A 26,939-nucleotide genomic window follows, 5' to 3' on the forward strand; every position below is an offset into this window, starting at 1 on the left:
GGGAGCGGTGAGCGGTGGTGGCGGTCAGCCGGTGCGGTCGACGGTGACGCGCGCGTCGTCGGCCAACCGGTAGCCCACGCCGTAGACCGTGGTGACCAGGGGCACGTCGACGCCGACCTTGCCGCGCAGCCGGCGCACGTGCACGTCGACGGTGCGAACCCCGGCGTGCTCGTAGCCCCACACGGCGTTGAGCAGTTGCAGCCGGGTGAAGACGCGGCGGGGGTGTGCGACGAGGTGCAGCAGCAGGTCGAACTCCAACCGGGTCAGGGGCAGCGGCTCGTCGTCGCGCAGCACCGACCGGGACGACGCGAGGATGTGCAGGGCGGGGATCGTCGGGGTGAGGGCCCGCACGGGTGACCGGTTGGCCGGCACACCGTCGGCGCGGCGCTCGGCCGGAGCGGAACTGGTGACCACGCCCTCGCCACGTTCGAGCAGCTCACGCGCGGCTTCGAGCAACCGCAGGGCCGGCGGCGTCAGCGACTCCTCGCAGGTCAGCGGGATGGACAGCGTCACGGTGAGCACGGGCGCGGCGGTGTTCGCCGGGCGGCGTTGACCGCCGGGAGGTCGACCGGGCACCGCGGGTTGGGACGTATGCCATCCGGCGCGCGACGAGGCGGGGCTGACCGACATGGTCCTCCTTGGGCTGGTCCGGGTATCTCCCCACGGCCCGGGACGCCGCTTCATCGATGCTTCCCGGCGTCCGGGCGAGGGTCAAGAGGCGGCTGCGTTGCATGAATGTGACAATTGACGAACGCATCGGAGCCAGACGCTCGCTCTGCGTACGAAGCCAGATGATTACAGCAGAGCCACCCGGATACCCCGTTACGGGGGTCCCCGTCCTGTTCACCATGCGGATACCGCCGCGCCCCGGCCGGCCAGCCGGCCCGCTCAGCGGGTGTGGTCCACGCTGATCCGCGCCTCGTCGCCGAGGCGGTAACCCACCCCGTAGACGGTGGTGACCACCTCCGCGCCGTCGAGCTTGGCGCGCAGCCGCCGGACGTGCACGTCCACGGTCCGGGCCACCGCGTGCTCGTAGCCCCAGACGTTCGAGAGCAACTGCAGGCGGGTGAAGACCCGGTGCGGGCGCTCGGCGAGAAAGAGCAGCAGGTCGTACTCGATGCGGGTGAGGGCGACCACCCGGTCGCCGTGCCGGACGGTCCGCGAGCCGGCCAGGATGCGGACGTCGGCGGTGTCGGCCACCGCGGACGCCTCGACGACGGTGGGGCGCGCGAGCGGTCGCGGCGTCTGCGGTACGTCGTCGGCGGGGCCCAGCCGACCCTCGCCGGCCTCGGCCAGCTCGCCGAGCAACTGCACCAGCCGGGCCAGCCGGGGGCTCATCGGCCCGGGGGCCAGGTCGAGGGTGATGGTGAGGGTGGGTCCGGTGCGCGGGCGGCCGACGGCCCGTCCCGGGTGACCCGGCGAGTAGGGACGGGTGGGGATCGCGACGACGGACATCATGCCTCCTGATGGCGGTACGCCCGCCACGCCCGGTGCGGCGTGGGGGTCAGCGGCGCGCCCAGCCGGCGGTGACCGGGGACGCGAGGGGGGTTGCGCGGTGCAGGGGGGTCGGGCCGAGCGCCGGTAGGCCGGCGATGCGCCAGGCGGCGAACCCGCCGTCGACGTCGGTGGCCCGGCGCAGGCCGATGTCCTGCAACGCGGCGGCGGCCAGTGACGAGGTGTAGCCCTCCTGGCAGAGGATCACCACCGGCACGTCGTAGTCGACGGCTTCGGGCAGCCGGGCCGGGCAGCGCGGGTCGAAGCGCCACTCCAGCACGTTGCGCTCGATGGCGAGCGCGCCGGGCACGACGCCGTGCGCGGCGCGTTGGGCCGCCGGCCGGATGTCGACCAGCAGGGCCCCGGCCCGGTACGCCAGGTGCGCCCGCTCCGGGTCCAGCCGGTCGAGCCGGGCACGCGCGGCCGCCAGGATCTCGTCGATGCCACGGGAGCCCGGCGGGGGCACGGGCGCCGGACACTGCTCGGCGGGGAGCTGCATTATCGAATCCTTCCGGGAACGAGAGGGTCGGGTCGATTCACCACGACCGGCCGGCCTCGGCGACCTCGGCGGCGCGCAGCCGACCGTCCAGGAGGTCGTAGCGGGTCATCCGGCGCAACGCCGGCCGGTAGACGTGCACGCTGACCGCCGGGTCCGCGCCGCGGTTGGTGACCCGGTGGACGTGGTGGGCGCCGAAACGACGGCCGGCGCCGGCGGGCAGCACGCGGGGCAGCAGCCGTCCCCGGCTCACCGCCTCCTCGGTGAGGGCGCCGGCCACCACCCGGAACGCGCCGGCGGAGCCGCCGTGGTCGTGCAGGTCGGTGCCCTGGCCGGGCAGCCAGCTCAGCGCCCACACCTCGTGGTCGTCGGCGGTGGCGAGTCGGGCGTACCAGCGTTCGCCGGGGTCGAAGCGCAGCGTCACCGGCCAGCCGGCCGGGTCGGCCCAGCGGGCGGCGACGGCGAGCAGGTCGGCGGCCGGACGATCGTGGGTCATCGGTGGTTCCTCGCGGGTCGGTGCGTGGGGTGCCCCCGTACTCTAGACGGCAAAGCCTATAGGTTTAGTAGGTAATTCCACATGTCGAGATGACCCGTGCGGTGGCCGGCCTGATCAGCGCAGGACCGGCGGCTCCACCCGGTAGCCGGGCAGCGACGGCCACCGGACGGTCAGCACCACCGAAGCCCGCTCCGCGTACCAGGAGTGGTCCACTCCCCGCCCCCACACCACGTAGTCGCCGGGGGCGGCCAACCGGACCGTCCGGTCCGGCAACTCCACCCGGAAGCACCCGTTGACGAGCACCAGCAGGGTCGTGCGGCGCTCATTGGTCGCCCACCGCGAGCGGGTCTCCCCAGGCGGGTGCACACCCCACTTCACCTCGACGTCGGTGCTGTGCCGGATCTCGCCCGGCGGCGCGAAGTGCCCGAGCAGCCAGCCGCCGTCGCCGACCCCGTCGACGCCCGCGTTACCCACGTAGACCGTCTCACCCATCGGACCTCCCCCACGTGCCGGCCGAGCAACCTATCAGGGCTCCGGCGGCCAGGGCCGTTTCACCAGGGCGGCCGCGCCTTGCCGGATCGCCGCCCGGACCCGCCGCAGGCCGGGCGGTTCTGCTGAAACGGCCCTAACCTGGACCGGTGACCGACGACCTCGACGCCGCGACCCTGGCGTTCGCGCACCGGATGTTCGACCTGGCCCGCGCGGGTGCCACCGAGGAACTGGCCGCCCAGGTCGACGCCGGGCTGCCGGTCAACCTGACCAACGACAAGGGCGACACCCTGCTGATCCTGGCCGCCTACCACTCCCACCCCGACACGGTGGCCGCGCTGCTGGCTCGCGGCGCGGACCACACCCGCACCAACGACCGGGGTCAGAGCGCCCTCGCCGCCGCGGTCTTTCGCAGCGCCGCCGACGCGGTCCGCGCGCTCCTCGCCGCCGGAGCCGACCCGGCGTACGGCAATCCCTCGGCGCTCGAGACCGCGCAGTTCTTCGACCTGCCGGAGATGGTGCGGCTGCTGCGGGCCGACTGACGGTATACAGGGGCGGTGGAAGATCCCCTGCCCGAACAGATGCGTGCCGCCGGCAGCGCCCTGCTGACCGCGCTCGACCCCGCGACCCGCGCCGACGCCGTGTACCCCTTCGACGACGAGCCGGCCCGGCGGTGGCTGGAGTACCGCCCGCGCCCGCGCCCCGGCGTCTGCCTCGCCGCGCTGGACATCGCCGGGCGCAAGGCCGCGCACCGACTGCTGGCCACCGCGCTCAGCCCATCGGCGTACGCCCAGGCCATGGCGATCATCGCGCTGGAGGAGGTCCTGGACCGGGCCGAGGGGTGGCGTCGCGGGCGGCACAGCGGCGACTACTGGATCGCCGTCTTCGGCGACCCGGCGCGCGACGACCGCTGGGCGTGGCGGCTCGAAGGGCACCACCTGTCGGTGACCATGACCGTCGTGGACGACCAGGTCTCCCCCGCGCCGGTCTTCTTCGGCGCCAACCCGGCCGCGGTGCGGTACGCCGGGCGCCCCGTCTCCCGACCGCTCGGCGTGGAGGAGGATCTGGGCCGCGCCCTGCTGGACGCGCTGGGCCCCGCCGGACGGGCTGCCGCGATCATCGCCGACGAGGCCCCGACGGACATCATCAGCGCCACCCGCGCCCGGGTCGACGGCCCGCTCGAACCCCTCGGCGTACCGGCCGACCGACTCGGCCCCACCGGCCGGGCGCTGCTCGACCAGATCGTCGCGCTCTACCTGGACCGGCTACCGACCGAACTGGCCGTACGCGAGGCGACCCGCCTCGCCGGCGGCCCGCTGCACTTCGCCTGGGCCGGGCCGACCCGGCCGGATCAGCGGCACTACTACCGGGTGCAGGGCGACGACCTGCTGATCGAGTACGACAACACCAGCGACGACGGCAACCACGCGCACACCGTGCTCCGCCGCCCCGCCAGCGACTTCGGCGCCGACATCCTGGCCGCCCACCACACCTCCCACCCCCACTAACCCGCCCTCCGGTCCCCCGCCCGCCCCCGGCGATCATGGAGTCGTGGCGGGAACGAAGGGTGCGAGCGGGTGCATAACGCCCACCACAAGTCCATGATCGGCAGGCCGCGGCGAGGCACCGTCCCAGGCGATGCCGCCGCTCTGCTCTGCCCTGCCCTGCCCCTGCCCCTGCCCCTGCCCCTGCCCCTGCCCCTGCCGATCATGGAGTCGTGGTGGGAACGAAGGGTGCTAGCGGGTACATAACGCCCACCACAGGTCCATGATCGGCGGGCGGCGAAGAGGCGCCGTCCCAGGCCATGCCGCCGCCCGCACTCGCACCCGCGCCTATCCCCGCCCCCGCCCCTTATCTCGTCGATCTTGCGATTTCTGTGGCGACTAAAGGCGTCAATAGGGCAAAACGTCCACAGCAAGTGCAAGATCGGCGCGGGGTCGGGCGGGGGCGCGGGGTCGGGCGGGGCGCGGGGGCGCGGGGGTCGGGGCGCGGGGGCAGCCGGGGGGCGCGGGGGGGGTGGGGGGTGGGGTTAGGGGTGGGTTGCTTCGATGAGGAAGCGTTGGGCGTGGGCTACGAAGGGGCCCTGCTCGGCGATGCGGCGGTGCAGGGCTAGCAGGGGCGCGCGGTGGCGGTCCACATTGAAGCCCGGCACGGTCCAGACCACCTTGCGCAGGAACCAGACCACCGCGCCGATGTCGTGGAACGCCGCGCGCAGTGTGGCCCGGCGCAGGTCGACCACGCGCAGTCCCGCCGCCTCAGCGGAAGCGACCGCCTCCTCGGGGTGCCGGCCGTCCGGTGGTGGCAGCGGGCCGAGGATCGCCTCGCTCAGCTCCCGCATCGTGCCCGGCCCGATCTGCTGCGACAGGTACGTCCCGCCGGGGCGCAGCACCCGGGCCGTGTCCGCCCAGTCGGTGCGTACCGGGTGCCGGCTCACCACCAGGTCGAACGAGTCGTCGCCAAAGGGCAGCGCCGAGTCCGGCGCGACCGCCACCACCGTCGCGCCGAGCGGGCGCAGGTTCCGTCGTGCCACCAGGACGTTCGGTGGCCACGCCTCGGTGGCTACCAGCACCGTGGGCGGGTACGGGATCTCGGCAAGCACCTCGCCCCCGCCGGTGTCCACGTCCAGCGCCGCGTGGGCACGAGCCATCCGGTGGCCGACCAGCCGGGCGTATCCCCACGGTGGACGCTCTTCGGTGGCCCGGCCGGCCAGCCAGTCGAAACCCCAGCCGTCGACGGGCGCGGCGGCGGCCTTCGCGATCAGGTCCTCGGCGGTATGCGCGTCAGTCACGGCGATCAGCCTCGCCGGCACGCCACCCGAGCGGCAATCCATATACCCGGCGCTTGATCGACTCGCGTTCCTGGAAGCCGTCCTGTCACCGAGCCGCCGACGCCCCGTCTTTCCGGAAACCGAGTCGATCACGCAAAGACCGAGTCGGTCAGGGGCGGGGGCGGACGACCTCGACCGTGCCACCGGCGAGGGTGTCCAGGCTGCCGGTCTCGACGCGGCCCCCGTCGAACTGCCGCATGAGCCGCGCGCCCAGGTACACGCCGACCCCGCCGGCCGCCAGCGCCACCAGCTCGGTGAACAGGATCGCGGCCGTCGCGCCACGATCCGGCGAGTGGGCGCGGACCAGGCTGGTGATCAGGAACAGCCCCGCCATGGCGGCGTTCACCAGGTTGAAGGCGATGGCGGTACGGCGGGTGCCGTCGACCGGCACGTCCCACAGGTCGACCATGCCCGCGATGGCCGTCATGGCGGCGGCGAAGAGGGCGGCGACGCCGGTCCAGTAGCCGACCTCGCCGAGGAAGACCGGCCCGCCGGCGACGTCGGTGAGGTCGAAGACCGTGGCGCTGACGAAGAGCCCGAGCGGGAACGTCACCAACATCGGTTGGATGGGGTGCCCCTGCACCCGCAGCCGGCTCTGCATCGGTCCTCCCCAGGGTCAGGCCCAGTCCACCAGTACCAGGGTGCTACCCGAGCGCCCGAGAGGTGAAACGACGCCGCCCGACTCGCCGCCGACCGGGAGAACGGGCATCCACCCGTGCCGGTCGACGGTCAGCTCTCGCGGGGGCGGGAGACCGTCCGCACGAGGCGTTCGGCGACCTCGCGCAGCGGTATGTTCAGCGACGAGGCGGCGGTACGCAGCACGTCCAGGGCCTCGGCAGCCGGGCACCCCCGCTGCGTCATGATCACCCCGATCGCCTGGCCGACGACACCCTCGTGCAGGAGCGAGGCGTCCCGCTCACCCGCGAGCGCCTGCTGGCGGCCCCGGTCCCGGACGGCGGCCAGCAGCAGGCCGGCGTGTTCGGCGAGCAGCATCGCGGTGAGTTGGTGCTGTGGGGTGAGCACGTCAGGCGCGGCGGCGTACAGGTTGATCGCCCCGATCACCTGGTCGTCGATGTCCACCGGCGCGGAGATCACCCCCCGGACGCCGAGGTCACGGGCGCGCGGCGTCCAGGCCGGCCACCGTGGCTCGCCGGCCAGGTCGACCGCGAGGATCATTTCGCGGCGTCGGATCGCGGTCATGGCCGGCGTGTCGGGCCCGTGGCGCAGGTCGTCGAGGCCGGCCATCCGATCGTCGGAGGCGGCGAGGCTGGCCGGCTCGCCGGCGCGCAGCGCGGTGAACCCACACCAGCGCACCCCGGCCACCGCGTCCCGGGTGACCCGGACCAGCGCCAGCAGCGCCTCATCGAAATCGGTCAAGCCGATCAGGCCGGCGGTCAGCTCCCGCAACAGCGCGGCTGTCTCCAGCACACCGAGTCGTTCGACCACCGGTTCCCGCGTGTCCAGGTTCACCGTCGCACTGCCCTCGTACGCCCCCGCGCCCATCCCGCTGACGTCGTCACGTGTGCCATCGTCTGCTCTCTTCCGCCTTGACCGACCCGCCCTACTACCCTCGCAAACCGGGATCGAAACGGCGCACGCAGGGGTCTCTGCCCTACCCGGAGGTACGGCAGAGACCCCGCGAGCCAGGTCAGCGCGACGCGCTGCTGAGCCGGCGCCCGATCGAGGCGATCAGCCGGTCGAGCTCGGAGCCGAACGGGTTGTCGTGCACCAGGTACGTCCAGGTGGCGGTCGGCCGGACCAGGGTGCCGTCCTCGGGCTCCCAATCCTCATCGAATTCGGTCTCGTTGAACGTGGCAATGGTGCGCGCCTCGATCTCCGGGACGAGGTTGTTGAACGCCGGCACCGCGGCCCGGTGGAACTCGTCCAGCGGGTCGAGCCGCCCCAGCGCCCGCAGGTGTACGCCCTCGCGGACCTCGGACAGCTCGGCGAGGTGCTCGGCCCAGAGCCGGTCCAGGTGGAAGAGCGCGATCGAGCGGCCCGCCCGGGCGAGCAGGTCCTCGTCCATCTCGCCGGCCTTCTCGGGCTCCTTGTCCAGCAGCATCAGGGCGGCCACGTCGCTGGTCAGCAGGCGCTCGCGGCGGGCGGCCAGGGCGATGCGCTGCTGCTCGATCACCACGCTGTAGCGCCAGGTGTTGCGGTGGATCTCGTGGTTGACGCCCTCGGCGACCCGCTGGGCGTGCTCGACCGCGTAGTCGACCTGCTCGTCGGTGACCAGGCCGTCCGCGTTCATCCGCGGCGACGGGGGCACCGCGTCGGCGGCGTGCCGGACGACCAGGTCGTCCTCCAGGCTGACGAAGAAGACCGAGCCGCCCGGGTCGCCCTGCCGGCCGGCGCGACCCCGCAGCTGGTCGTCGACGCGGCGGCTGTCGTGCCGACCGCTGCCGATCACGTAGAGGCCACCCAGCTCGGCCACCCGGTCCCGGTCGGCCTGGTCGCTGCCGCCGAGGCGGATGTCGACGCCCCGGCCGGCCATCTGGGTGGAGACCGTCACCGCGCCGTACGCGCCGGCCTCGGCGATGATCGCCGCTTCCTCGTCGTCGTTCTTGGCGTTCAGCACCACGCAGGACACCCCGGCCGCGTTGAGCCCGGCGGCCAGCGCCTCGGACTCCTTGACGTCCAGGGTGCCGACGAGCACCGGCCGCCCGGCGTCGTGGCAGCGGCGGATCTCGTCGATCAGCGCCTCGTCCTTCTCGGCGCGGGTGGCGTAGATCCGGTCCTGCTCGTCCTCGCGGACGCACGGCGTGTTCGGCGGGATCACCGCGACCTCGAGGTTGAAGAACTCCCGCAACTGGTCGCCGACCAGCACCGCGGTGGCGGTCATGCCGCACACCTTCGGGTAGAGCGCGATGAACGCCTGCACGGCGATCGTGCCGAGCACCTCGCCCTCGGCGGTGGCGTCCAGCCCTTCCTTGGCCTCGACCGCCGCCTGGAGCCCGTCGGGCCAGCGGCGGCGCTGGGCCACCCGGCCGCGCATCTCGTCGATCAGCTCGACCGAGCCGTCCCGGACGATGTAGTCCACGTCACGGTGCAGCAGGGTCTGGGCGTGCAGCGCCACGTGGACCGCGGAGAGCTGCTCGACGTGCTCCTCGTCGTACAGGTCGATGCCGAGCTTGGCCTCGACGGCGGCCAGGCCGGCGGAGGTGAACGCCACGCTGCGCCCGTCCTCGGCGATCGTGTAGTGCCGGCCCTTGCGCAGGCCGCGCACCAGCGCGGCGGCGGCGTGTACCGGGTCCTGCTCGCCCGGCACCGCGCCGGCGAGCACCATCGGCACCCGGGCCTCGTCGATCATGATCGAGTCGGCCTCGTCGATGATCGCCGTGGTCAGCACCGGCTGCACGCGGTCTTCCACGTCGGTGACGAGCTGGTCGCGCAGGTAGTCGAAGCCCGCCTCGCTGACCGAGATGTAGGTGACGTCGCAGGAGTACGCGTCGCGCCGCTCCTGGGGCGTGGACGCCTCGTTGACCCAGCCGACGGTCAGGCCGAGCAGCGTGTAGACGGGCTCCATCCACTGGGCGTCCCGGCGGGCCAGGTAGTCGTTGACGGTGAGCACGTGCACCGGACCGTTGCCGAGCCGGACGTGCCCGTACGCGGCGATGGTGGCGGTCAGCGTCTTGCCCTCACCGGTGGCCATCTCGGCGACCTTGCCGGAGAGCAGCGCCATCGCGCCGAGCAGCTGCACGTCGTACGGCCGCTGGTCGAGGCCCCGGCGGGCGGCCTCGCGGCCGACGGCGCAGATCTCCTCGTAGCCGGTGGCGGCACCGGCGGCCTCGGTCAGCTCGGCGTCGTCCAGCGCCGCGAGGTCATCCTCGCGCGCCTCGATCGCCGGCAGCAGCTTTTCCAGCGGAGCAAGATCCACGGTTGATCCCGGGCGCTGGAGGAAACGCCGGAACTTGCTCTTGAACCGTTGCGACACACCCATGAGCGGCAACGGTACGCGATTCTGGCCCGACACGGGCGGCCCGGCCGCCCGGCAAGTTTGGTCCCGCCGGGGCGCGGTCAGGCGACCAGCAGTTGGTGGGTGGCCAACTCCCGGTAGAGCGGGTCGGTGGCGGTCAGTTCGGCGTGGGTGCCCACGGCCACCACCCGGCCGCCGTCGAGGACGACGATCTGGTCGGCGTCCACCACGGTGGCGAGCCGGTGCGCCACGATCAGCAGCGTACGGCGCACGGCCACCGCGTCGATGGCGCGGCGCAGCGCGGCCTCGTTGCGCGCGTCGAGGTTGCTGGTCGGCTCGTCGAGCAGCAGCACCGGCGGGCCGGCCAGCAGGGCCCTACCGATGGCCAGCCGCTGCCGCTCACCCCCGGAGAGCAGCACCCCGCCCTCCCCCACCTGCACGTCGAGGCCCTGCGGGGTGCGCTGGGCCAGGTGGGTGAGGTTGACCTCGTGCAGAACCTCGCGCAACCGGTCGTCCGTCGCGTCAGGGGCGGTGATCAGCAGGTTCTCGCGCAGCGTGCCGGCGAGCACCGGCGCCTCCTGCTCCACGTAGCCGAGCCGGGCCCGCAGCGCGTCGCGGGGCAGCTCCCGCACGTCCACGCCATCGACCCGGACCGCGCCGGCGCTCACCTCGTAGAAGCGCTCGACCAGGGCCAGCAGCGTCGACTTGCCGGCCCCCGACGGGCCGACCAGGGCGGTACGGGTGCCGGTCGGCACCGCGAAGCTGACGTCGTGCAGCACCGACGCGCCGCCCGGGTAGCCGAACCCGACCCGGTCGAACTCGATCATGGGTGCGGCCCGGCGCGGGGTCGTCGTCGCGGGCCCGGCCGTCGGTCGGTCCGCCGCACCCTCCGCCGGCACGTCCAGGATCTCCTCGATCCGCTGCAACGCGCCCAGACCGGACTGCAACTGGGTGTACGCGCGCAGCACCTGACCCAGCGGCAGCGCCAGGAGGAACAGGTACATGACGAAGGCGACCAGATCGCCGACGGAGATCGCCCCGGCGGCGACCCGCGCCCCGCCGATGCCGAGCACGAGCAGGAACGCCCCCTGCACGGTGACCGAGCCGATCGGGCCGATCAGCGCCTGCACCCGGGCCACCCGCAACCCCGCCCCGTACGCCTCACGGGCGCTGACCGCGACGGTGTCCGCCTCCCGCGCCTCGGCCCGGCTGGCCCGGATGGTCCGGGCCGCCGAGATCGCCCGCTCCACCGCCGAGGTCATCTCGCCGACCCGCTCCTGGGCGGCGCGGGCCAACGCCCGGACCCGCCGGGCGAAGGTCGCCGCGAAGCCCAGCCCGAGGCCCACCCCGAGCAGGGTGACGCCGAACAGCAGCGGGTCGAGCAGCACCATCGCGGTGCCCGCCCCGACCACCATCACCGCCCCGGTGACGGTCTCGAACAGCCCGGAGGTGACCACCGCCCGCAGCAGGGTGGTGTCCGAGCCCACCCGGGAGAGCAGGTCGCCGGTGCGCCGCTGGTCGTACTCGGCGATGGGCAGCCGCAGCAGGTGGGCCGCCAGCCGTCGCCGGGTGCCCAGCACCAGCCCTTCGGCGGTGCGTTGCAGCAGGTAGTCGCGCAGGCCGCCGATCGCCGCGCCGAGCACCACGAGCGCAACCAGCACCGCCACCAGCCACCAGACCGGGTGCTCGCGGCCGATCCGGTCCAGAACCGACCGGGTGAGCAGCGGTTGGGCCAGTGCCGCTGCCGAACCGGCCAGCGACAGCACGCCCACCACGACGAGGGTGCCCCGATGCTCGCGCAGGTACGGCAGCAGGGCGCGTAGACCGACCGGACGGCTGTCGACCGGCGTGTCCGTCGAGGTGCTCATGGGGCGAACGGTAGCCGGCCCGCTCACCCCGCGACGGCTCCTCAGCCGGCCAGGACCACCTGTAGCTCCTGGCGGCGGCGCTCGGCCAGGTCGGTGAGCAGGGTGGGCGCCTCGTCGAACGGGACCACCGCCGAGACCAGGTGCTTGCGGATGACGTCCCCGTACGTCCGCAGCAGGTCGACGGTCTCGGCGGAGAGCCGTTCCCGGTCCCAGGTCGGCGCGAGCCCGCGCGGTACCCGTCCGATCTGCGCGCAGCGCAGGGCCAGGCCGTTGTGGTGGAACTCCTCGCCGAGCCGGACCGCGTCCGCGCCGCCCTGGTAGAAGGCCAGGTCGAGCACGGTGCCCTGCGGGCGCAGGAGCCGCAGCGCGAGGTGCAACGCCCACGCCTGTCCCCGGCACTGGAACACCACGTCGGCGCCCCGGTCGCCGGCGACGTGGGCCCACCGGGTCTTCAGCGCCACGGCGGGGTCGTCCGCCTCCGGGTCGAGCGATTCCAGGCCGAGCGCGTCGGCGACCCGACGACGCTGCGGGGTCGGGTCGAGCACCACCACCGACGCGGCGCCGTGCCGGCGGGCCAGCAGGGCGGTCAGCAGGCCCACCACTCCGGCGCCGACCACCGCGACCCGCCGGCCGCGTACCCCGTCGCCGAGCGAGCGGACGTCCGCGCCGTGCAGGTCGGCGGCGGCGTGCAGCAGACCGTTCGCGCAGATCGGGCCCATGTGCGCGACGTAGACGCCGAGCAGCGGGTCCAGGTCGTCGGGCAGCGGCACGAACCGTTCGGCGACCGGGTCGGCCAGCCAGCCCGTGCGGTGCCCGTACGTCATCGCGCCGACCGCGCCCACCGCCACCGCCGGGGTCGCGCTCTCCACCACCCGGCCCACCTGCATGTAACCCAGCCGGGTCACCGGGTACGGGGTGCTGGCCGCGCCGGGTTGGAAGAGCCCGAGGTCGGCGTTCCAGGTGACGTTCAGGTAGGGGTTCGTGCCCTTGACGTAGCTCAGCTCGGTGCCGGCGGAGACGCCGCTGAACAGCGTCTCGACGCGGAACGTGCCGGGCCGCAGCGGCGCGGCCTCCTGCTCGACGATCTCCACCCGACCGGGGGCGGTGACGGCGACGACCCGATCACGCATCGACGGTCACCCCGGTGCTCAGGGCGCCCGAATCGGCGGGCGTGGTGAGTCGGATCGTCCGGCCACCGCGGGCCGAATCGGCCACCGCGAGGGCCAGCCGCTGGGTCTTCAACGCCTCGGCGTACGGGACCCGCACGTCGTCGCCGACACCGCGGACGGCGTCGACGAACGCGCGGTCCACCGCCACCCGGGCGGCCTCCGGATCGGCCGGGACGTGCCGTTCGCCGTCGGCGTCACGGATCAGCAGGCCGTCCTCGCCCAGCGACAGGGCCAACCCGTCGGCGAGGATCTCCAGGCCGGCGCGGTGCTTCCAGCCGAGCACGCAGGCGGCGCTGAGCGTGCCGACCGCGCCGCTGGCGAAGCGCAGCGTGGCGGTGGTCACCGAGTCGATGTCGGCGCCGTCGACGGGCGGTGGCGTGCCGTCGCCGTACGCGGTGACCTCGGTCACCTCGCCGGCCAGCATCCGGATCAGGTCCAGCACGTGGGCGGCCTGCTCGACGACCGGGCCGCCGGACCGGTCGCGCCGCGACCACCAGGCGACCGGCGGCACCTTGTCCAGCCAGGCGCCGCTGACCATCCGCACCGGACGGTCGGCGAGCAGCTCACGGGCCGTGTCGAGCACGCTCAGGTAACGCCAGTGGTGCCCGACGGCGGTGCGCAGTCCACGCCGGGCGACGAGGTCGGCGATGCGTTCGGCGGTGCCCAGGTCGACGGCGACGGGCTTCTCCACGAACATCGGCACCCCGGCGTCGATCACCGCCTCCTCGGCCGGGCCGTGCGCGAAGGGCGGCACGCAGACGTACACCGCGTCGGGGCCGGCGGCCAGCAGCTCGGCCACGTCGGTGAAGGTCCGCGAATCGTGCCGCGCGGCCAGCGCGGCCGCCGCTTCCGGAACCACGTCGGTGACCCCGACGATCTCGACGTCGTCGAATCCGGACAGCACCCGCGCATGACGCTGCGCCACTCCCCCGGCACCGACCAGGCCCACCCGACAGCTGACCATTCGACAACCTCTTCCGAGAACGTTTCGGCTCCGTCGGGAGCAGTCCCCTGGCATGCGCGCAATCAAACGTTCATCCCCCGGGAACGCGCCGATGCCACGTCGTGATCAAGCTGTTGCCCTGGGAACGGTTAGCGCGAGGCGGCAAGTGGGAACTAGAGCCCTGCTTGTTCCACGCACGAAAAGAGGGGGTGCCCGTGCGGGATACGACCGTGTCACCGGTGGTGGAGGCGTGGGCCACGTACCGGACCACGTCGGCGGCGGACTGGCCGGCACGCCGGTTGCTTCGGGCCAAGGGTGAGAGCCGGGTCAGCGTGGTGCTGCCGGCACGCAACGAGGAGGCGACGGTCGGCGCGATCGTGTCGACCATCCGGGAGCATCTGATGGACCGGGTCGCGCTCGTCGACGAGCTGATCGTGGTGGATTCGAGGTCGACCGACCGTACCGCCCAGGTGGCCCGGGCCGCCGGCGCGGAGGTGGTCAGCCAGGACGCGATGACCCGGGGCCTGCCGCGGCTCACCGGCAAGGGCGACGCGCTCTGGGCGGGGCTGGCCGCCGCCGGGGGCGACGTGGTGGCGTTCATCGACGCCGACCTGCGGGAGTTTCGCCCGCACTTCGTCACCGGCCTGCTCGGGCCGCTGCTCACCGACCCGTCGGTGGACTTCGTGAAGGGCTTCTACCACCGCCCGCTCGTCGGATCCGCCACGGTGGAGCAGGACGGCGGCGGGCGGGTGACCGAACTGATGGCCCGACCGCTGCTCAATCTCTTCTGGCCCGAACTGGCCGGCTTCGTGCAGCCGCTCGCCGGTGAGTACGCCGGCCGCCGCGACGTGCTGGCCCGGGTGCCGTTCGTCTCCGGGTACGGCGTGGAGACCGCCATGATGATCGACCTGCTGGACCTGGTCGGTCTGGACGCGCTGGCGCAGGTCGACCTGGGCGAACGCAAGCACCGTCACCAGGACACGGCGGCGCTGGGCCGGATGTCCGCGCAGATCATGCTGACCGCGTGGTCCCGGCTGCAACGACGCGGTTGGGCGACCCCCGGCCTGATGCCGGAGGCGCTGCTGACCCAGTTCCGCCGGGGCGGCTCCGACACCCTGCCCAACCTGGACCGGGAGGTCGTGGTCAGCGACGTGTCCATCGAGGAGCGTCCGCCGCTGGCCGAGCTGCGCCACCGGCTCCCCCGCCGACGGGTGGCGGCCGCGTGAGCGCCCCGGTTCGTCGGCCGGCCACCGCCCGGCTACGAAAGGACCGCCGATGAGCCTCACCGTGCTGATGAACGCCGGCCCGTGGCTGTCGGTGCCCCCACCCGGGTACGGGGGCATCGAGAACGTGATCGCGACCCTGGTGCCCGAGCTGCGGCGGCTCGGCGTGCGCGTGGTGCTCGCCTCGGTGGAGTCCAGCGCTCTGCCGGTGGACGAGAAGGTGTCGGTCTTTTCCGACGGGCAGTTCGGCGCGCTGCAACGGCCCTACAACCAGGTCTGTGGCATCGCGCAGGCGCACCTGGCCGGGGTGGTCCGCGAGCTGCACTCCCGTGACGACATCGACCTGGTGCACGACCACGTGGAGGCGGTCGGGCTGGCCACGCTCACCGCGATGGGACCGTCCGGGCCGCCGGTGCTGCACACCCTGCACTGGGACCTGGCCAAGCACCCCGCGCTCTACGGCGCTCTCGACGGCGGCGACCGGGTCCGGGTCAACGGCGTCTCGGCGTCGCAGTTGGCCCGGGCGCCACTGGCGCTGCGGGAGCACTCGGTGGGTCACGTGCACCTGTCCACCCCGCTGGCCGTGGACGCCGACCGTCGGCCCGGTCCGCCCAAGGGCGACCACCTGCTCATCCTCGGTCGGATCAACCCGGGCAAGGGGCAGGACGTGGGCGCGCGGCTCGCGCGGCGGATCGGCGTACCGCTGGTGCTGGCCGGTCCCGTGGGGCCGTACCACCGCCCGGCCGACCTGGCGGCGGCGGGCGACGAGGCCCGGCAGAACCCGGACGTACGGTTCTTCCTCGACGAGGTGGCGCCGCACGTCGACGGCGACCTGGTCCGCTGGGTCGGCACCGTGGCCGGGCAGGAGCGCGACGACCTGCTGGCCAGCGCCCGCGCCTCGCTGTTCCCGCTGCGCTGGGAGGAGCCGGGAGGCACGGCCGTGGTCGAGTCGCTGGCCCTGGGTACGCCGGTGGTGGCCACCGCCCGGGGCTGCCTGCCCGAGTTGATCGAGCACGGACGCACCGGCCTGCTCACCGGCGAGGAGGACGAGCTGGCCGATCTGGTGCTGGCCGCGGACCTGCTCGACCCGCACGAGTGCCGCCGGGTCGCGGCAGAGCGGTTCACGCCCGCGGTAATGGCCCAGCGCTACGTCGAGCTGTACCAGCGGGTCCGCGAGCTGGCGACCGCGTCCCGCCTGCAACCGGTCTGAGCCGCCGTCGCCGCCGTCGCGTTTGTCCCCGGCGGCGACGGGTAGGCGCACCCGTACGCCTGCCGCGCAGCGAGGGAGCCGGTGATGGTCGGACCGATGGCGCACTCCCGGGCGCGAGCCAACCCGGCGGACGGCAAGCCGCCGGTCCGCCGCGCGGCCAGCACCGCGTCCGTCGTGTTCCTGCTGGTCGGTGTGCTCGGCTTCGTCCCGGGGATCACCAGCGGTACGCAGAACCTGCGCTTCGCGGGGCACACCTCGGGCGCGTTCCTGTTCGGCGCCTTCCAGGTGTCGGTGCTGCACAACCTCGTACACCTGCTGTTCGGGGTCGTCGGCCTGGCGCTGGCGCGGACGGTCGGCGGCGCGCGGACCTTCCTGGTCGGCGGCGGCGCGGTCTACCTGGTGCTCTGGCTCTACGGACTGGCGGTGGACCACGACACCGGCGCGAACGTCCTGCCGGTCAACGCCGCCGACGGTTGGCTGCACCTCGGCCTGGGCCTCGGTCTGATCGCGCTGGGTCTGCTGACCGCGCGGCCCCGGCGACCGTGAGCCGCGTCGCCCTGGCCGGTCGGTCCGGTTTGATGGCGCGGAACCTCGGGTAGTGGGCAGATCCCGACCCACCAGCGAATCGAGGACGCCCCGATGGCCAGCCGGATCACCTGCGAGGTGCGCGACACGGCACCGGTGGCGGTCGTCCGGCTCACCGGCGCCCTGGACCTGGGCACGATGCGGTCGGTGCACCAGGCGCTGGACGGCGCGTTGGCGGCCCAGCCGGAGGCGCTGGTGGTCGACCTCGCCCGAGTGAACGTGCGGGACCGGCTGGCGCTGTCGGTCTTCGCGGCGACGGCCCGGCGTGCCGAGGAGTGGCCGGCCGTGCCGGTGGTGCTCTGCGCCCCGCCGCCAGCCGCCGCCCGTTGGCTGGCCGAGTCGACGACGTGCCGGGTGGTTCCGGTCTCGCTGAACTGCGCGGAGGCGACGAGGGTGGCCGGCGAGCAGAGAGCGCTGCGGATCCGCGCCCGGTTGGAGCCGGTGGCGGAGGCGTGCCGGCGGGCCCGGGAGCTGGTCGGCGACGCGTGCGCCCGGTGGAACCTGCCCGACGCGGCGGGTCCGGCGGCTCTGGTGCTCACCGAGCTCGTCGGCAACGTCGTCCGGCACGTGGGCACCCCCATGCAGGTGACCGTGACGCTGCGGCGGCCGTACCTGCACCTGGCCGTGGTGGACGGCAGCCCGTCGGCGGCCCAACCCGCCGGCCTGGACCTGCGGGCCGAGGGTGGCCGCGGGCTGCTGCTGGTCCGCGAGCTGGCGCAGCGGTGGGGCAGCGTGCCGGCGGGTCAGGGCAAGGCCGTCTGGGCGATGCTGCCGGCGGCGTGAGGCCGCGGGGCACTTCGACCGGTACCAGCGATCTGACCGAATTCACCGCTTAAGCCTGGTTACATGGTGCAAGGGTCGGGTAGGCACGCCCGTCCTTTCTGCCGTCACGACGGGGTGAGCAGCCATGCCCAAGCGGGTAACCACGGAACCCGTTCGCGATCGGGGACCGGCGATCCTGGCACCGGCCCGCTTCGGGGGTTTTCCCGGGGCGCTGCGGACGCCGGTCCCCGGCAACTCCCTGATCAAGTTCCTCGCCACCACCGACCACAAGCAGATCGGCGTGCTGTACCTGCTGACCTCCTTCGGGTTCTTCCTGGTGGCGGGCCTGCAGGCGATGGTGATGCGCGCCGAGCTGGCCCGGCCGGGCCTGCAGTTCCTCTCCTCCGAGCAGTACAACCAGCTCTTCACCTCGCACGGCGCGGTGATGCTGCTGCTGTTCGCCACGCCCGCCGCCTTCGGATTCGCCAACTTCATCGTGCCGATCCAGATCGGCGCGCCGGACGTGTCGTTCCCCCGGCTCAACGCCCTGGCGTACTGGCTGTACCTGTTCGGCGGTCTCATGGTGGTCGCCGGGTTCGTCACGCCGGGCGGCTCGGCGGACTTCGGCTGGACCGCCTACAGCCCGCTGAGCAGCGTCGAGAACAGTCCCGGCGTGGGCGCGAACATGTGGGTGCTCGGCCTGGTGGTCTCCGGCCTGGGCACCATTCTCGGCGCGGTCAACCTGATCACCACGATCCTCACGTTGCGCGCGCCCGGGATGACCATGTTCCGGATGCCGATCTTCACCTGGAACATGCTGTTTACCAGCGTGCTGGTGATCCTCGTCTTCCCACTGCTGGCCGCCGCGCTGCTGGCGCTCTCGGCCGACCGGTTGCTCAACGCGCACGTGTACGACGCGGCCACCGGCGGCCCCATGCTCTGGCAGCACCTGTTCTGGTTCTTCGGCCATCCCGAGGTGTACATCATCGCCCTGCCGTTCTTCGGCATCATCACCGAGATCATCCCGGTGTTCTCCCGCAAACCGCTGTTCGGCTACACCGGGATCGTGCTGGCCACCATCGCCATCACCGTGCTCTCGATGACCGTGTGGGCGCACCACATGTTCGCCACCGGGCAGGTGCTGCTGCCGTTCTTCAGCATCCTGAGCTACCTGATCGCGGTGCCCACCGGAGTGAAGTTCTTCAACTGGATCGGCACCATGTGGAAGGGGCAGCTCACCTTCGAGACGCCGATGCTGTTCGCCATCGGCTTCCTGGTGACCTTCCTTCTCGGCGGCCTCACCGGGGTGCTGCTGGCCAGCCCGCCGGTCGACTGGCACACCCACGACAGCTACTTCGTGGTGGCGCACTTCCACTACGTCGTGTTCGGCACGGTGGTCTTCGCGCTCTTCGGCGGCTACTACTTCTGGTGGCCGAAGATGACCGGACGGCTGCTCGACGAGCGGCTCGGCAAGGCGCACTTCTGGACGATGTTCATCGGGTTCCACGGCACCTTCCTGGTGCACCACTGGCTGGGCGCCGAGGGCATGCCCCGCCGGTACGCCGACTACCTGCCCAGCGACGGCTTCACCACGCTGAACACCATCTCCAGCATCTTCGCGTTCATCCTCGGCCTGTCCACGCTCTTCTTCATCTACAACGCCTGGAAGTCCTGGCGGTACGGCGCGATGGTCACAGTGGACGACCCGTGGGGCTTCGGCAACTCGCTGGAGTGGGCGACCACCTGCCCGCCGCCGCTGCGCAACTTCGACAAGATGCCCCGCATCCGCTCCGAGCGGCCGGCGTTCGACCTGAAGTACGGCCCACTCGTCGCCGACCTGGGCCGGGACCTGCCGCAGCGCACCACGAAGCCACCCCAGCAGTTCGGCGACGAGATACACCTCGAGCACCACGCGCCGGAGTCACCCGCGCCCGAGGGCGCGCACGGCGCCATGGAGGCGGCCCGCTACCACCCGGCGCCCGAGTCCGGCGCCCGCCCGGTGGACGTACCCGAGCCCGAGGGCGTACGCCGGCCCAGCTTCGAGCAGAGCGACGCGCCGAAGGACGCGCAGGACGCGCCGAAGCCGCACGAACGCTGGCGGCACCCGCACAGCGACGGCGGTGAGACCGAGGACCGCTGAGAGTCGTACGCGCCAAGGGGCCCGACACCTCCTTCGGTGTCGGGCCCCTGCTGTCTCGGCGGATCAGTCCCGAGCGGGCGGGAGCCCGGCGGCGGTGAGCGAGCGGCGCACCGCCGGCTGTACCCGGGTCAGCCGCAACGGCACGCCGGTACGCTCGGCTGCCTCCCGACCGGCCACCAGCGCGGCGATCCCGCCGGCGTCGAACCCGCCCGCCCCGACCAGGTCGACGACGACCTCGCTCGGCTGGCCGGTGACGGCCTCCAACATCGCGCGGCGTAGCTGGTCCGCGCCGTCGCGGTCGACCTCGCCGCCGACCTCGACGACCACCCGGTCACCGTTCTGCCGTACCGAGATGCGGGTCTTGCCCGGATCCGGTTCGGCGGCGCCGTTCTGCCAGGGCGGTGGGGCGTCGGCGAGCATGGCCTGCCGCAGCCAGGTCAGCGCCCGCGACAGCAGGCGGGACACGTGCATCTGCGAGATGCCGAACCGGGCGGCGATCTCCGCCTGGGTCTGGTTGCCGTAGAAGCGCATGGCGAGGATGCGGCGCTCACGCCAGGGCAGCCGGTGCAGCAGGCCGCTCACCGTCACCCGGTCGTCGACCGATTCGAGGGCGTTGTCCGACTCGCCGACCAGGTCGCCGAACTCCGCGGAGCTCTCCCCGCCGACCGGCGCGTTCAGCGACGCCGGGCTGTAGCCGGCCGCCGACTCCAACGCCGCGAGAATCTCCTCCTCCGGCGTCTCCAGTCGGGCCGACAGCTCGGCCACCGACGGCGCGCGGGACAACTCGCTGGTCAGCGCGGCGGTGGCCTGCCCCACCTCGAGGATCAGATCACGCAGCCGCCGGGGCACGTGCACGCCCCAGGTGCGGTCCCGGAAGTGGCGCTTGATCTCGCCCACGATGGTGATCGCCGCGTACGCCGTGAACGAACCCCGCTCCGGGTCGTACCTGTCGACGGCGTTGACCAGCCCCAGGCGGGCCACCTGCTCCAGGTCCTCAAGCGGTTCGCCCCGCCCCCGGTAACGGCGGGCCAGCCGGCCGGCGAACGGCAGCGCGAAGCGGACCAGGTCGTCGCGCGCCTCCTGTCGCCGCTCCGGCGGCAGCCCTTCGATCCGGGCCGCGTACGCCAGCGCCGCCGCGTCGAGGTCCTCCAGACCACGCTCGGTGGGTGGTGGTGTGGTCGTGGTCGTGCTCGTCTGTCCGAACATCCGCGCCTCCCTCAGGAAGGTCCCCCGCCCGGATCGGGAAACCGGTCGTGCGCGTGGTCGAGCCACGCACCGGGCCGGAAAGTGGGTCAGTGACTGGGATGCCAGCGGGCGACAACATCTCTACGCAGCGCGATCAGGTCGTCGCAGCCAGCGATGTTCCCGCTCCGTAGGTACTCAATCACGGGACCCCGGGTTCGCGAGGAAGTTTCGGCGTCCTCCCCTTCAGGAGACGAGCAACCCCTGGTGGCCGCCGGTGTCACGGAGCACCGACAGGGCCTCTGCGACCCCCAGCGGGGGCGGGACGGGCAGGTCGTACGGCTGGGCGCGCATGACCTCGGTGGCCCGGCGCGTCGGCACGGACGTCACCGGATAGCCCCGCGCGGAGGTCCGGTCAAGAGCCCGGCGTCGTCGGCCGAAGCCCGCCACCGCCAACCACTGCGGGAGCCCGGCCAGGGCGGGCGAGCGCATACCGGGCGGCTCGGGCAGGACGTCCACCGAGCTGAACTCCTCGCTGCCGGCCAGCCACCACTCGGCCTCGTCCACGCTGCGGCGGGTGGCGTTCTCGCACCAGTACGGCACCAGCCCCGCCCGCACCACCTGCCACGGATCGAGCAGCCGACCGCATTCCACCACCAACCGGTCACCGGTCTTGCCGGCGGCCCGCAACCAGTGCCGGTAGAGGTCGGCCACAGCCGCGCTCAACGCTCCCGGCCGGGGCACCAGCACCCGATGCAGCGGGCGACCGTGACGGTCCGCGAAGTCCCGCGCGGAGATCTCGAATCCGGGGTCCATGCCGTACTCGGCGTCGCCAGACGGCACCGACACCTCCGGCGGCGCCCACCGGGCGGCGTCGCCGCCCACCGCCCGCAGGACCTGCCGCAGGGCGTGGCTGTCGGGGTGGAAGTCCACCGGGTCCAGTCCGCTCGCCGGGCAGCCGACCTGGAAGCTGTGCCCGGGCCCGCGTTCCAGCACCGGCCAGGTGCGCGCGTCCCGCACCAGCAGCACCGGGGCGTCGGCGCTGAGCCGGTCGGTCAGGAACTGCGCGTACGCGGCCGGCAGCGACCGCCAGCGGGCGGCCAGCGACACGGTGACGCCGGTGAGGGTTCCCCGGCTGGCCGGGCAGTGCACCTGGCGCAGGTGCACGTCGGGGTTGCCGCCGACCAGCCGCTCGGCGAGCGCGCCCCCGTGCGCCAGCGCCTCCCGGGGACGGTCCACGGCCCCGTCGCTCCAGTGCACGGTCATCTCGAAGCCGGCGGGCAGCCACGGCACGCCGAGAGCGACCGCCAGGTGGGCGGCCGCGCCGTGCGGCGACCCGATGAGCACCCCCGGATAGCTGCGGCGCGGGTACTGGTCGACGAACCAGCGGGCCACCCGGGCCGCGTCCACCTCACCGATCTGGTCGACGGTGAGGGCGACCCGCCCGGCGGCTCGGGTCGCCGCGGCCCGGCGAACCGGCTCGGGCGCCGTCGGAAACCGCGAGATCGGCCCGGTGTGCCCGAGGTCGGCGCAGTCCGCGCCCCGCAGCGCCCGGGCGGTGGCGGCGACCAGCACCCGGGCAGCGCTGCCCTGGGCCACGACCCGGTCGCCGGCCAGGCCGGCGCCATCGGCCGTGAGCCCCTTGTGCACCTTGTGCACCGGCCCCACCTTGCCTCGTTCGCTCACCACGCGGCCCGGCTTCCCGTCCCGATGGGGTTCAAACGGGGCATCACCCACCCGGCGGTCACAATCCGCTGGTCAGCGGGTTGCGCCGGTCATCACCGACGATCGGCCGCGCAGGTTTCACCGGGGCTGGGGCGGGCACATCGGGGCCCATGCGCACCGACGACACCAGCGAGCCCGCCGCCGCCACGATCACCCCGTACGAGGACGGTCCACTGCTCGTCCGCGGCGACTTCGCGCTGGTGACCCCGGACGGCGAACGGATCGACGCCCCGCGGGGCACGGTGGCGCTGTGCCGCTGCGGCAGGTCGGCGCTCAAGCCGTTCTGCGACGGCACCCACAAGGCGATCAGCTTCAGGGCGGGCACCACCCGCGAGGGCTGAGCGGATCAGACCAGCGCGATCGGCGCCGGCGGGGTCGTCACGGACACCGGACCCACGCCGACGAGCGGGACGGTCGGCGGCGGGGTCGGCGGGGCGGGTGACCGCAGCGAGCTGCGGCCGGCCGCCCAACTGTCCAGCAGGTGCGCCGCGAAGAGCCGGTCCACCGCGAGCGCCGCCGCCGCGCCGAAGAGCACGTCCGGAGCGAGCGCCGGCTCGGTCCGGACCAGGCCGCCGCACAGGTCGTGCGCGGCGATCTGCTCGTGCACCGCGTCCGCCTCCACGTGCTCGTCGTAGAAGCGGGTCGCCACCTCGTCCAGGCCGAGGCGGCGCAGTCCGTTGCCGTAGCGGCGGTTCGGCAGGGACGAGGTCATCTCGAAGGCCGCCAGGTGCCCGAGCAGCGCCCCGCGCAGCCGTCGGTGCAGCCCGAACAGGGACATCAGGTTGTTGGTCGCCAGGGTCACGGCGGGCACCACGTCCAGGTGAGTCCCGTAGCCGGTGTCCAGGCCCAGCCGTTCCAGGGTGCGCCGGAACAGCTCGGCGTGCATCCGGTCCAACCGCCCGTTGCCGTACTCGTCGGTCTGGATCTCCACGAGGGCGGCCTTGGCGGGGCCGCCGAGGCGCGGCAACGCCCAGCTGTGCGGGTCCGCCTCGCGCAGGTGGTAGACCGAGCGGTGGGCGACGAACTCGCGGAACTGGGTGAGGTCGGCACGCCGTTGGAGCGCGGCGGCCAGCGACGGCCCGTCGTCGGCCGCGACCAGCTCGGCCAGCCCGGCCGCGACGCCGTCCGCCGGCACCGCCGGCACGTCGGCCAGCCGGCGCAGCGCCGCCTCGAAGGGGCGCTCGGCGCGGGCCCGCAGCGCCAGCAGGGTGGGCTGCCACTCCCAACCCTCGTCGACGCCCTGCCAGCCCCGGTAGTGCAGCTCGTAGCAGAGGAACAGGGTCAGCTGCAGATCCTCGTCGGTCAGCGGGTCCGCCGGGTCGAGGTCGACGCCGAGGTCCGCCGGCAGGTCGTACGGCGCGCGTCGCAGCGCGTCGGTCACCGCCGCCGACAGCGGGCCGCGCGGCTGCGGCAGGGGCGCGGGACCGTAGCGGCGGTCGGCGGGCTCCGGCATGGGACCTCCAGGGTCGTCGGGCCGCTACTGATGCCCTGGTGGCGTGCGCCTAAACGAGATCCTCGACGGCCACGGCCTGCTCCACCTGCTCGCGGACGCGCCGGGCCGGTTCGCCCTCGGCGTACAGCCCACGCAGGTCGGCGAAGGCCGGTTCCGGGGGCGCCAACGAGACCGTCGCGTCGACCACGGCCTCCAGGACGCAGGGCCGGTCCGCGGCGAGCGCCTCGTCCCAGGCCGCGCCGACCAGCTCCGGACGGTCCACCCGGACGCCGTGCAGCCCGAGCAGCCGGGCCCAGCCCGCGTACGGCACGTCGGGACGGCGGCCCATCGGGTCCCCGGACGATTCCCGTCCACCGCCCATGCCGTTGTGGTCGCGGTTGTTGAGCACGAGCACCACCAACCGTGGGTCGGCCCAGTCCTGCCAGTGATGCGACACCGTGATCAGCTCGGCGAGGCCGTTGAGTTGCATGGCCCCGTCGCCGAGCAGCGCGACCACCGGCGCATCCGGGGCCGCGAGCTTGGCGGCCACCGCGTACGGCAGGGCGCAGCCCATCGAACCGAGGGTGCCGCAGAGTTGCGCGTTCACCCCGGGCGGCAGGACGAGGTGCCGGGCGTACCAGTAGAGGACCGAGCCGACATCGACCGCCACCGACCCGGCGTGCGGCACCCGGGTGGACAGCTCCTGCAGGACGAGCTGCGGGTTGATCGGTTCGGCCGGCGCGGCGGCCCGGTCGGCGGCGGTCGCGCGCCAGCGGTCGACGGTGCTCTCCACCGTCGCGCGCCACTGTTGGTGCGGCCGGGCGGGCACCCGCTCCAGCAGTGCCCGCAGCGTCTCGGTGGCGTCACCGACCAGCGGGACGTCGGCCGGGTAGCGGCTGCCGATGCGGGTGCCGTCGATGTCGATCTGCACCGTGCGGGCCTGGTCGGGCATCGGGAAGTAGTCGGTCCACGGGTCGTTCGTACCGACCAGCAGCAGCGTGTCACAGCCACCCATCAGCTCGGCCGCAGCCGGCGTGCCGACCTCCCCGAGCACCCCGGCGTGAAAGGGCAGGCGCTCGTCCAGGATCGGCTTGCCCAGCAGGGACGTCGCCACCCCGGCGCCGAGGCGGTCGGCCAGCTCGACGATCTCGGCGGCGGCGCCCCGGGCACCCTGGCCCACCAGGATCGCGGTGCGCTGGCCGTTGCCGAGCACCTGCGCGGCGGCGTCGAGGTCCACCTCGTGCGGCAGCACCCGGGCCAGCGGCTCACCGGGGGTCGCCGTGATCACGCCCGCCGCGTGCGTCCCCAGGTCCGGCACCAGGGCCTCCTGCAGGTACCGGGGCAGCACCACGCACGTCGGGCTCCGCGTCGCCGCCGCGGTGCGGAACGCCTGGTCCAGCAGCGCGGGTACGGACGCCGGGCTGCGGCCGTACCGGACGAACTGGTTGCACACGTCGCCGAAGAGCCGGCTCAACCCGATCTGCTGGTGCGCGCCGCCCAGCGGCCCGGTGACGTCCTCACCGACGATCGCCACGACCGGCTTGCTGTCGAGCTTGGCGTCGTACAGGCCGTTGAGCAGTTGCACCGCGCTCGGTCCCTGGGTGGCCAGGCAGACCCCGATGCCACCGGTGAACTTGGCGTGCCCGGTGGCCATGAACGAGGCGGTCTCCTCGTGCCGGGCCGGAACGAACGCCGGGTCGCCCCCGGCGTCCTCCAGCGCCTCGACCAGCGGGGCGATCGCCGCTCCGGGGTAGCCGAAGGCGCGCGGTACCCGCCAGGCCCGCATCCGCTCGACCACCAGGTCCGCGACCCGGCGCTCAGCCATTGCCGCGTCCCGGGGTGCCTTCGTCGACGTACCGCAGGACCGCGCCGACGCCGTCGGTGAGCTGCGGCGCCTCGTCCGCGCCGAGCACCGTCAACGCCGCGTCGGTGCCCACCAGGGCCCGGACCAGCGCCGCGTCGGCGCGGACCCGCTGCGGGTCGCCGACCGACATCGCGCTCAACTGGGCCGGGTCGACGGCGATCTCGGTCGGCTCGGGGCCGATCCACAGCTCGCCGTTGGCCGACGGGTCGTCGACGATGAGCATCGTGTCGACCTGGTTGCGTTGCAGGGCCGACACGACCGCGTCGAGTCCCGCGCCGACGTCCTCCTGCACGCCGAACTTGTCCAGCGCGGCGGTGATCCGCTGGTCGGCGACCTCGGCGATGGTCTGCACCGTGAGGTCGTCCAGCATGCTCTGGTCGGCGCCGCCGGCCCGGGAGCCCGCGTCGGTGCGGACGACCAGGTCCTGCCAGCGCGGCGGCATCTGCGCGGCGATCATCCCGGTGGCCCGGACGTCACCGGCCACCACCACGACGTCCGCGCCGACGCGGTCGGCCAGCTCCACGGTCGCGGCGGTGACGTCGCCGGCGTTCTGGTGCCACGCCTCCATGGCGGCCCGCTGGTAGCGCGACTGCGACCAGCCGCCGGGCTGGACCCGACGCAGCGGGAAGCTCTCCCGGCCGGCGACGTGCGCCCGTCGGGGTACGCCGCCCGCGCTGACCGCGACAGCGTCGCCCCCGGTACGGTCGGCGACCACCCGGACCCACGCCACCTGTTCGCCGCGCTGGGCGAGCAGCGGCATGACGTGCGGCAACGGCCCGTAACTCGCCAGGTCGCGCAGCGGCGGCGCGGACAGGTACTCGGAGAGCACCACCTGACCGTGGCTGGCGAAGACCGCCAGGCCGTAGTCCCCGACCATCGGGTCGTGACCCCGGATCACCCGGTCCAGCGCGGCGACGCTCGCCTCGTCCGCCCCCTGTTCGGCCAGGCGGCGTTCCAGGGCGCGCCAGCGTAGGTCCAGCGCCGGGTGGGCGTCCTCGGTGTCGGCGGAGGCGTCCAGGTACACCGAGCACCACGGCCCGGGTCGGTCGTAGAGCGGGCGCAGGAAGGACAGCTGCATGCTCGACCCCTTTCCAGCTCGACCGCCCGCTTACCCCCGT

The 26,939-nt window shown here is 73.6% G+C and carries 25 protein-coding genes; 8 read left to right on the plus strand and 17 right to left on the minus strand.

Annotated features, from left to right (window positions below; translation table 11 throughout):
* Nucleotides 1-24: 24 nt before the first annotated feature.
* From AB0B55_RS30555 to AB0B55_RS30575, 5 genes are all read right to left on the minus strand, one after another.
* On the minus strand, nucleotides 25-630 hold the full coding sequence (locus AB0B55_RS30555; RefSeq protein WP_357122068.1) for a winged helix-turn-helix domain-containing protein: 606 nt from the start codon (nucleotides 628-630) through the stop codon (nucleotides 25-27).
* Nucleotides 631-888: 258 nt separating this feature from the next.
* On the minus strand, nucleotides 889-1,455 hold the full coding sequence (locus AB0B55_RS30560; protein WP_357122065.1) for a winged helix-turn-helix domain-containing protein: 567 nt from the start codon (nucleotides 1,453-1,455) through the stop codon (nucleotides 889-891).
* Nucleotides 1,456-1,504: 49 nt separating this feature from the next.
* The gene (locus AB0B55_RS30565) at nucleotides 1,505-1,993 is read right to left on the minus strand and encodes a rhodanese-like domain-containing protein (protein WP_357175486.1); all 489 of its coding nucleotides are present in this window, start codon (nucleotides 1,991-1,993) and stop codon (nucleotides 1,505-1,507) included.
* 37 nt (nucleotides 1,994-2,030) lie between these two features.
* On the minus strand, nucleotides 2,031-2,486 hold the full coding sequence (locus AB0B55_RS30570) for a cysteine dioxygenase family protein (protein WP_357122059.1): 456 nt from the start codon (nucleotides 2,484-2,486) through the stop codon (nucleotides 2,031-2,033).
* 114 nt (nucleotides 2,487-2,600) lie between these two features.
* Nucleotides 2,601-2,978 carry a signal peptidase I gene (locus tag AB0B55_RS30575; protein WP_357122056.1) on the minus strand — a complete coding sequence of 126 codons (378 nt, stop codon included), beginning with the start codon at nucleotides 2,976-2,978 and terminating at the stop codon, nucleotides 2,601-2,603.
* Nucleotides 2,979-3,124: 146 nt separating this feature from the next.
* Here AB0B55_RS30575 and AB0B55_RS30580 point away from each other — a divergent pair, with 146 nt between their 5' ends.
* Complete coding sequence (locus tag AB0B55_RS30580; protein WP_357122053.1) at nucleotides 3,125-3,517, plus strand: ankyrin repeat domain-containing protein; 393 nt, start codon at nucleotides 3,125-3,127, stop codon at nucleotides 3,515-3,517.
* A 15-nt stretch (nucleotides 3,518-3,532) separates the two neighbouring features.
* A complete protein-coding gene (locus AB0B55_RS30585) occupies nucleotides 3,533-4,483 on the plus strand; it encodes a DUF3500 domain-containing protein (RefSeq protein ID WP_357122051.1) in 951 nt (316 codons plus the stop codon).
* 521 nt (nucleotides 4,484-5,004) lie between these two features.
* On the opposite strand, the gene AB0B55_RS30590 is transcribed toward AB0B55_RS30585, so the two are convergent.
* The 7 genes from AB0B55_RS30590 to AB0B55_RS30620 form a co-directional block, all read right to left on the minus strand.
* On the minus strand, nucleotides 5,005-5,763 hold the full coding sequence (locus AB0B55_RS30590) for a methyltransferase domain-containing protein (RefSeq protein ID WP_357175489.1): 759 nt from the start codon (nucleotides 5,761-5,763) through the stop codon (nucleotides 5,005-5,007).
* Between the two features lie 148 nt (nucleotides 5,764-5,911).
* Nucleotides 5,912-6,403: a DUF2231 domain-containing protein gene (locus tag AB0B55_RS30595; protein WP_357122045.1), complete on the minus strand. Its 492-nt coding sequence runs from the start codon at nucleotides 6,401-6,403 to the stop codon at nucleotides 5,912-5,914.
* A 128-nt stretch (nucleotides 6,404-6,531) separates the two neighbouring features.
* Entirely contained in the window at nucleotides 6,532-7,272 is a 741-nt protein-coding gene (locus tag AB0B55_RS30600) for a GAF and ANTAR domain-containing protein (RefSeq protein ID WP_357122043.1), read from the minus strand.
* A 178-nt stretch (nucleotides 7,273-7,450) separates the two neighbouring features.
* Nucleotides 7,451-9,742 carry an accessory Sec system translocase SecA2 gene (secA2, locus tag AB0B55_RS30605; RefSeq protein ID WP_357175493.1) on the minus strand — a complete coding sequence of 764 codons (2,292 nt, stop codon included), beginning with the start codon at nucleotides 9,740-9,742 and terminating at the stop codon, nucleotides 7,451-7,453.
* A gap of 77 nt (nucleotides 9,743-9,819) precedes the next feature.
* Nucleotides 9,820-11,586, minus strand: a complete 1,767-nt coding sequence (locus AB0B55_RS30610) for an ABC transporter ATP-binding protein (protein WP_357175496.1) — start codon at nucleotides 11,584-11,586, stop codon at nucleotides 9,820-9,822.
* 41 nt (nucleotides 11,587-11,627) lie between these two features.
* Nucleotides 11,628-12,716 carry a zinc-binding dehydrogenase gene (locus AB0B55_RS30615; RefSeq protein WP_357175499.1) on the minus strand — a complete coding sequence of 363 codons (1,089 nt, stop codon included), beginning with the start codon at nucleotides 12,714-12,716 and terminating at the stop codon, nucleotides 11,628-11,630.
* The gene (locus AB0B55_RS30620; protein ID WP_357175502.1) at nucleotides 12,709-13,719 is read right to left on the minus strand and encodes a Gfo/Idh/MocA family oxidoreductase; all 1,011 of its coding nucleotides are present in this window, start codon (nucleotides 13,717-13,719) and stop codon (nucleotides 12,709-12,711) included. Before AB0B55_RS30620 ends, AB0B55_RS30615 begins: the two co-directional genes overlap by 8 nt.
* A gap of 221 nt (nucleotides 13,720-13,940) precedes the next feature.
* Between AB0B55_RS30620 and AB0B55_RS30625 the strand changes: the two genes are divergently transcribed.
* The 5 genes from AB0B55_RS30625 to ctaD all read left to right on the plus strand — a co-directional run bounded on the left by AB0B55_RS30625 (nucleotide 13,941) and on the right by ctaD (nucleotide 19,618).
* Nucleotides 13,941-14,924 carry a glucosyl-3-phosphoglycerate synthase gene (locus tag AB0B55_RS30625; RefSeq protein WP_357122207.1) on the plus strand — a complete coding sequence of 328 codons (984 nt, stop codon included), beginning with the start codon at nucleotides 13,941-13,943 and terminating at the stop codon, nucleotides 14,922-14,924.
* A gap of 49 nt (nucleotides 14,925-14,973) precedes the next feature.
* Complete coding sequence (locus AB0B55_RS30630) at nucleotides 14,974-16,131, plus strand: glycosyltransferase (protein WP_357122029.1); 1,158 nt, start codon at nucleotides 14,974-14,976, stop codon at nucleotides 16,129-16,131.
* A 96-nt stretch (nucleotides 16,132-16,227) separates the two neighbouring features.
* Entirely contained in the window at nucleotides 16,228-16,677 is a 450-nt protein-coding gene (locus AB0B55_RS30635; protein WP_357122204.1) for a DUF4383 domain-containing protein, read from the plus strand.
* Between the two features lie 93 nt (nucleotides 16,678-16,770).
* The gene (locus tag AB0B55_RS30640) at nucleotides 16,771-17,499 is read left to right on the plus strand and encodes an STAS domain-containing protein (RefSeq protein ID WP_357122026.1); all 729 of its coding nucleotides are present in this window, start codon (nucleotides 16,771-16,773) and stop codon (nucleotides 17,497-17,499) included.
* Between the two features lie 124 nt (nucleotides 17,500-17,623).
* Entirely contained in the window at nucleotides 17,624-19,618 is a 1,995-nt protein-coding gene (gene ctaD, locus AB0B55_RS30645; RefSeq protein ID WP_357122023.1) for a cytochrome c oxidase subunit I, read from the plus strand.
* 63 nt (nucleotides 19,619-19,681) lie between these two features.
* On the opposite strand, the gene AB0B55_RS30650 is transcribed toward ctaD, so the two are convergent.
* Nucleotides 19,682-20,824 (minus strand): SigB/SigF/SigG family RNA polymerase sigma factor, encoded by a 1,143-nt coding sequence (locus AB0B55_RS30650; protein WP_355052419.1) that lies wholly within the window; start codon nucleotides 20,822-20,824, stop codon nucleotides 19,682-19,684.
* 222 nt (nucleotides 20,825-21,046) lie between these two features.
* The gene (locus AB0B55_RS30655) at nucleotides 21,047-22,459 is read right to left on the minus strand and encodes a hypothetical protein (protein ID WP_357175505.1); all 1,413 of its coding nucleotides are present in this window, start codon (nucleotides 22,457-22,459) and stop codon (nucleotides 21,047-21,049) included.
* Nucleotides 22,460-22,635: 176 nt separating this feature from the next.
* Here AB0B55_RS30655 and AB0B55_RS30660 point away from each other — a divergent pair, with 176 nt between their 5' ends.
* Nucleotides 22,636-22,866: a CDGSH iron-sulfur domain-containing protein gene (locus AB0B55_RS30660; RefSeq protein ID WP_357175508.1), complete on the plus strand. Its 231-nt coding sequence runs from the start codon at nucleotides 22,636-22,638 to the stop codon at nucleotides 22,864-22,866.
* A 5-nt stretch (nucleotides 22,867-22,871) separates the two neighbouring features.
* Here the strand turns inward: AB0B55_RS30660 and AB0B55_RS30665 are convergent, their stop codons facing one another.
* From AB0B55_RS30665 to AB0B55_RS30675, 3 genes are read right to left on the minus strand one after another with little or no spacing between them, the layout of a single operon-like run.
* Entirely contained in the window at nucleotides 22,872-23,978 is a 1,107-nt protein-coding gene (locus AB0B55_RS30665; protein ID WP_357122014.1) for an iron-containing redox enzyme family protein, read from the minus strand.
* A 49-nt stretch (nucleotides 23,979-24,027) separates the two neighbouring features.
* On the minus strand, nucleotides 24,028-25,782 hold the full coding sequence (locus AB0B55_RS30670) for a thiamine pyrophosphate-binding protein (RefSeq protein ID WP_357175511.1): 1,755 nt from the start codon (nucleotides 25,780-25,782) through the stop codon (nucleotides 24,028-24,030).
* Nucleotides 25,775-26,899, minus strand: coding sequence for a Vms1/Ankzf1 family peptidyl-tRNA hydrolase (locus AB0B55_RS30675; RefSeq protein ID WP_357175514.1), 1,125 nt, complete (start codon nucleotides 26,897-26,899; stop codon nucleotides 25,775-25,777). Before AB0B55_RS30675 ends, AB0B55_RS30670 begins: the two co-directional genes overlap by 8 nt.
* Nucleotides 26,900-26,939: the final 40 nt, after the last annotated feature.

The sequence above is a fragment of the Micromonospora sp. NPDC049107 genome, from assembly GCF_040648595.1.
Lineage (GTDB): Bacteria > Actinomycetota > Actinomycetes > Mycobacteriales > Micromonosporaceae > Micromonospora.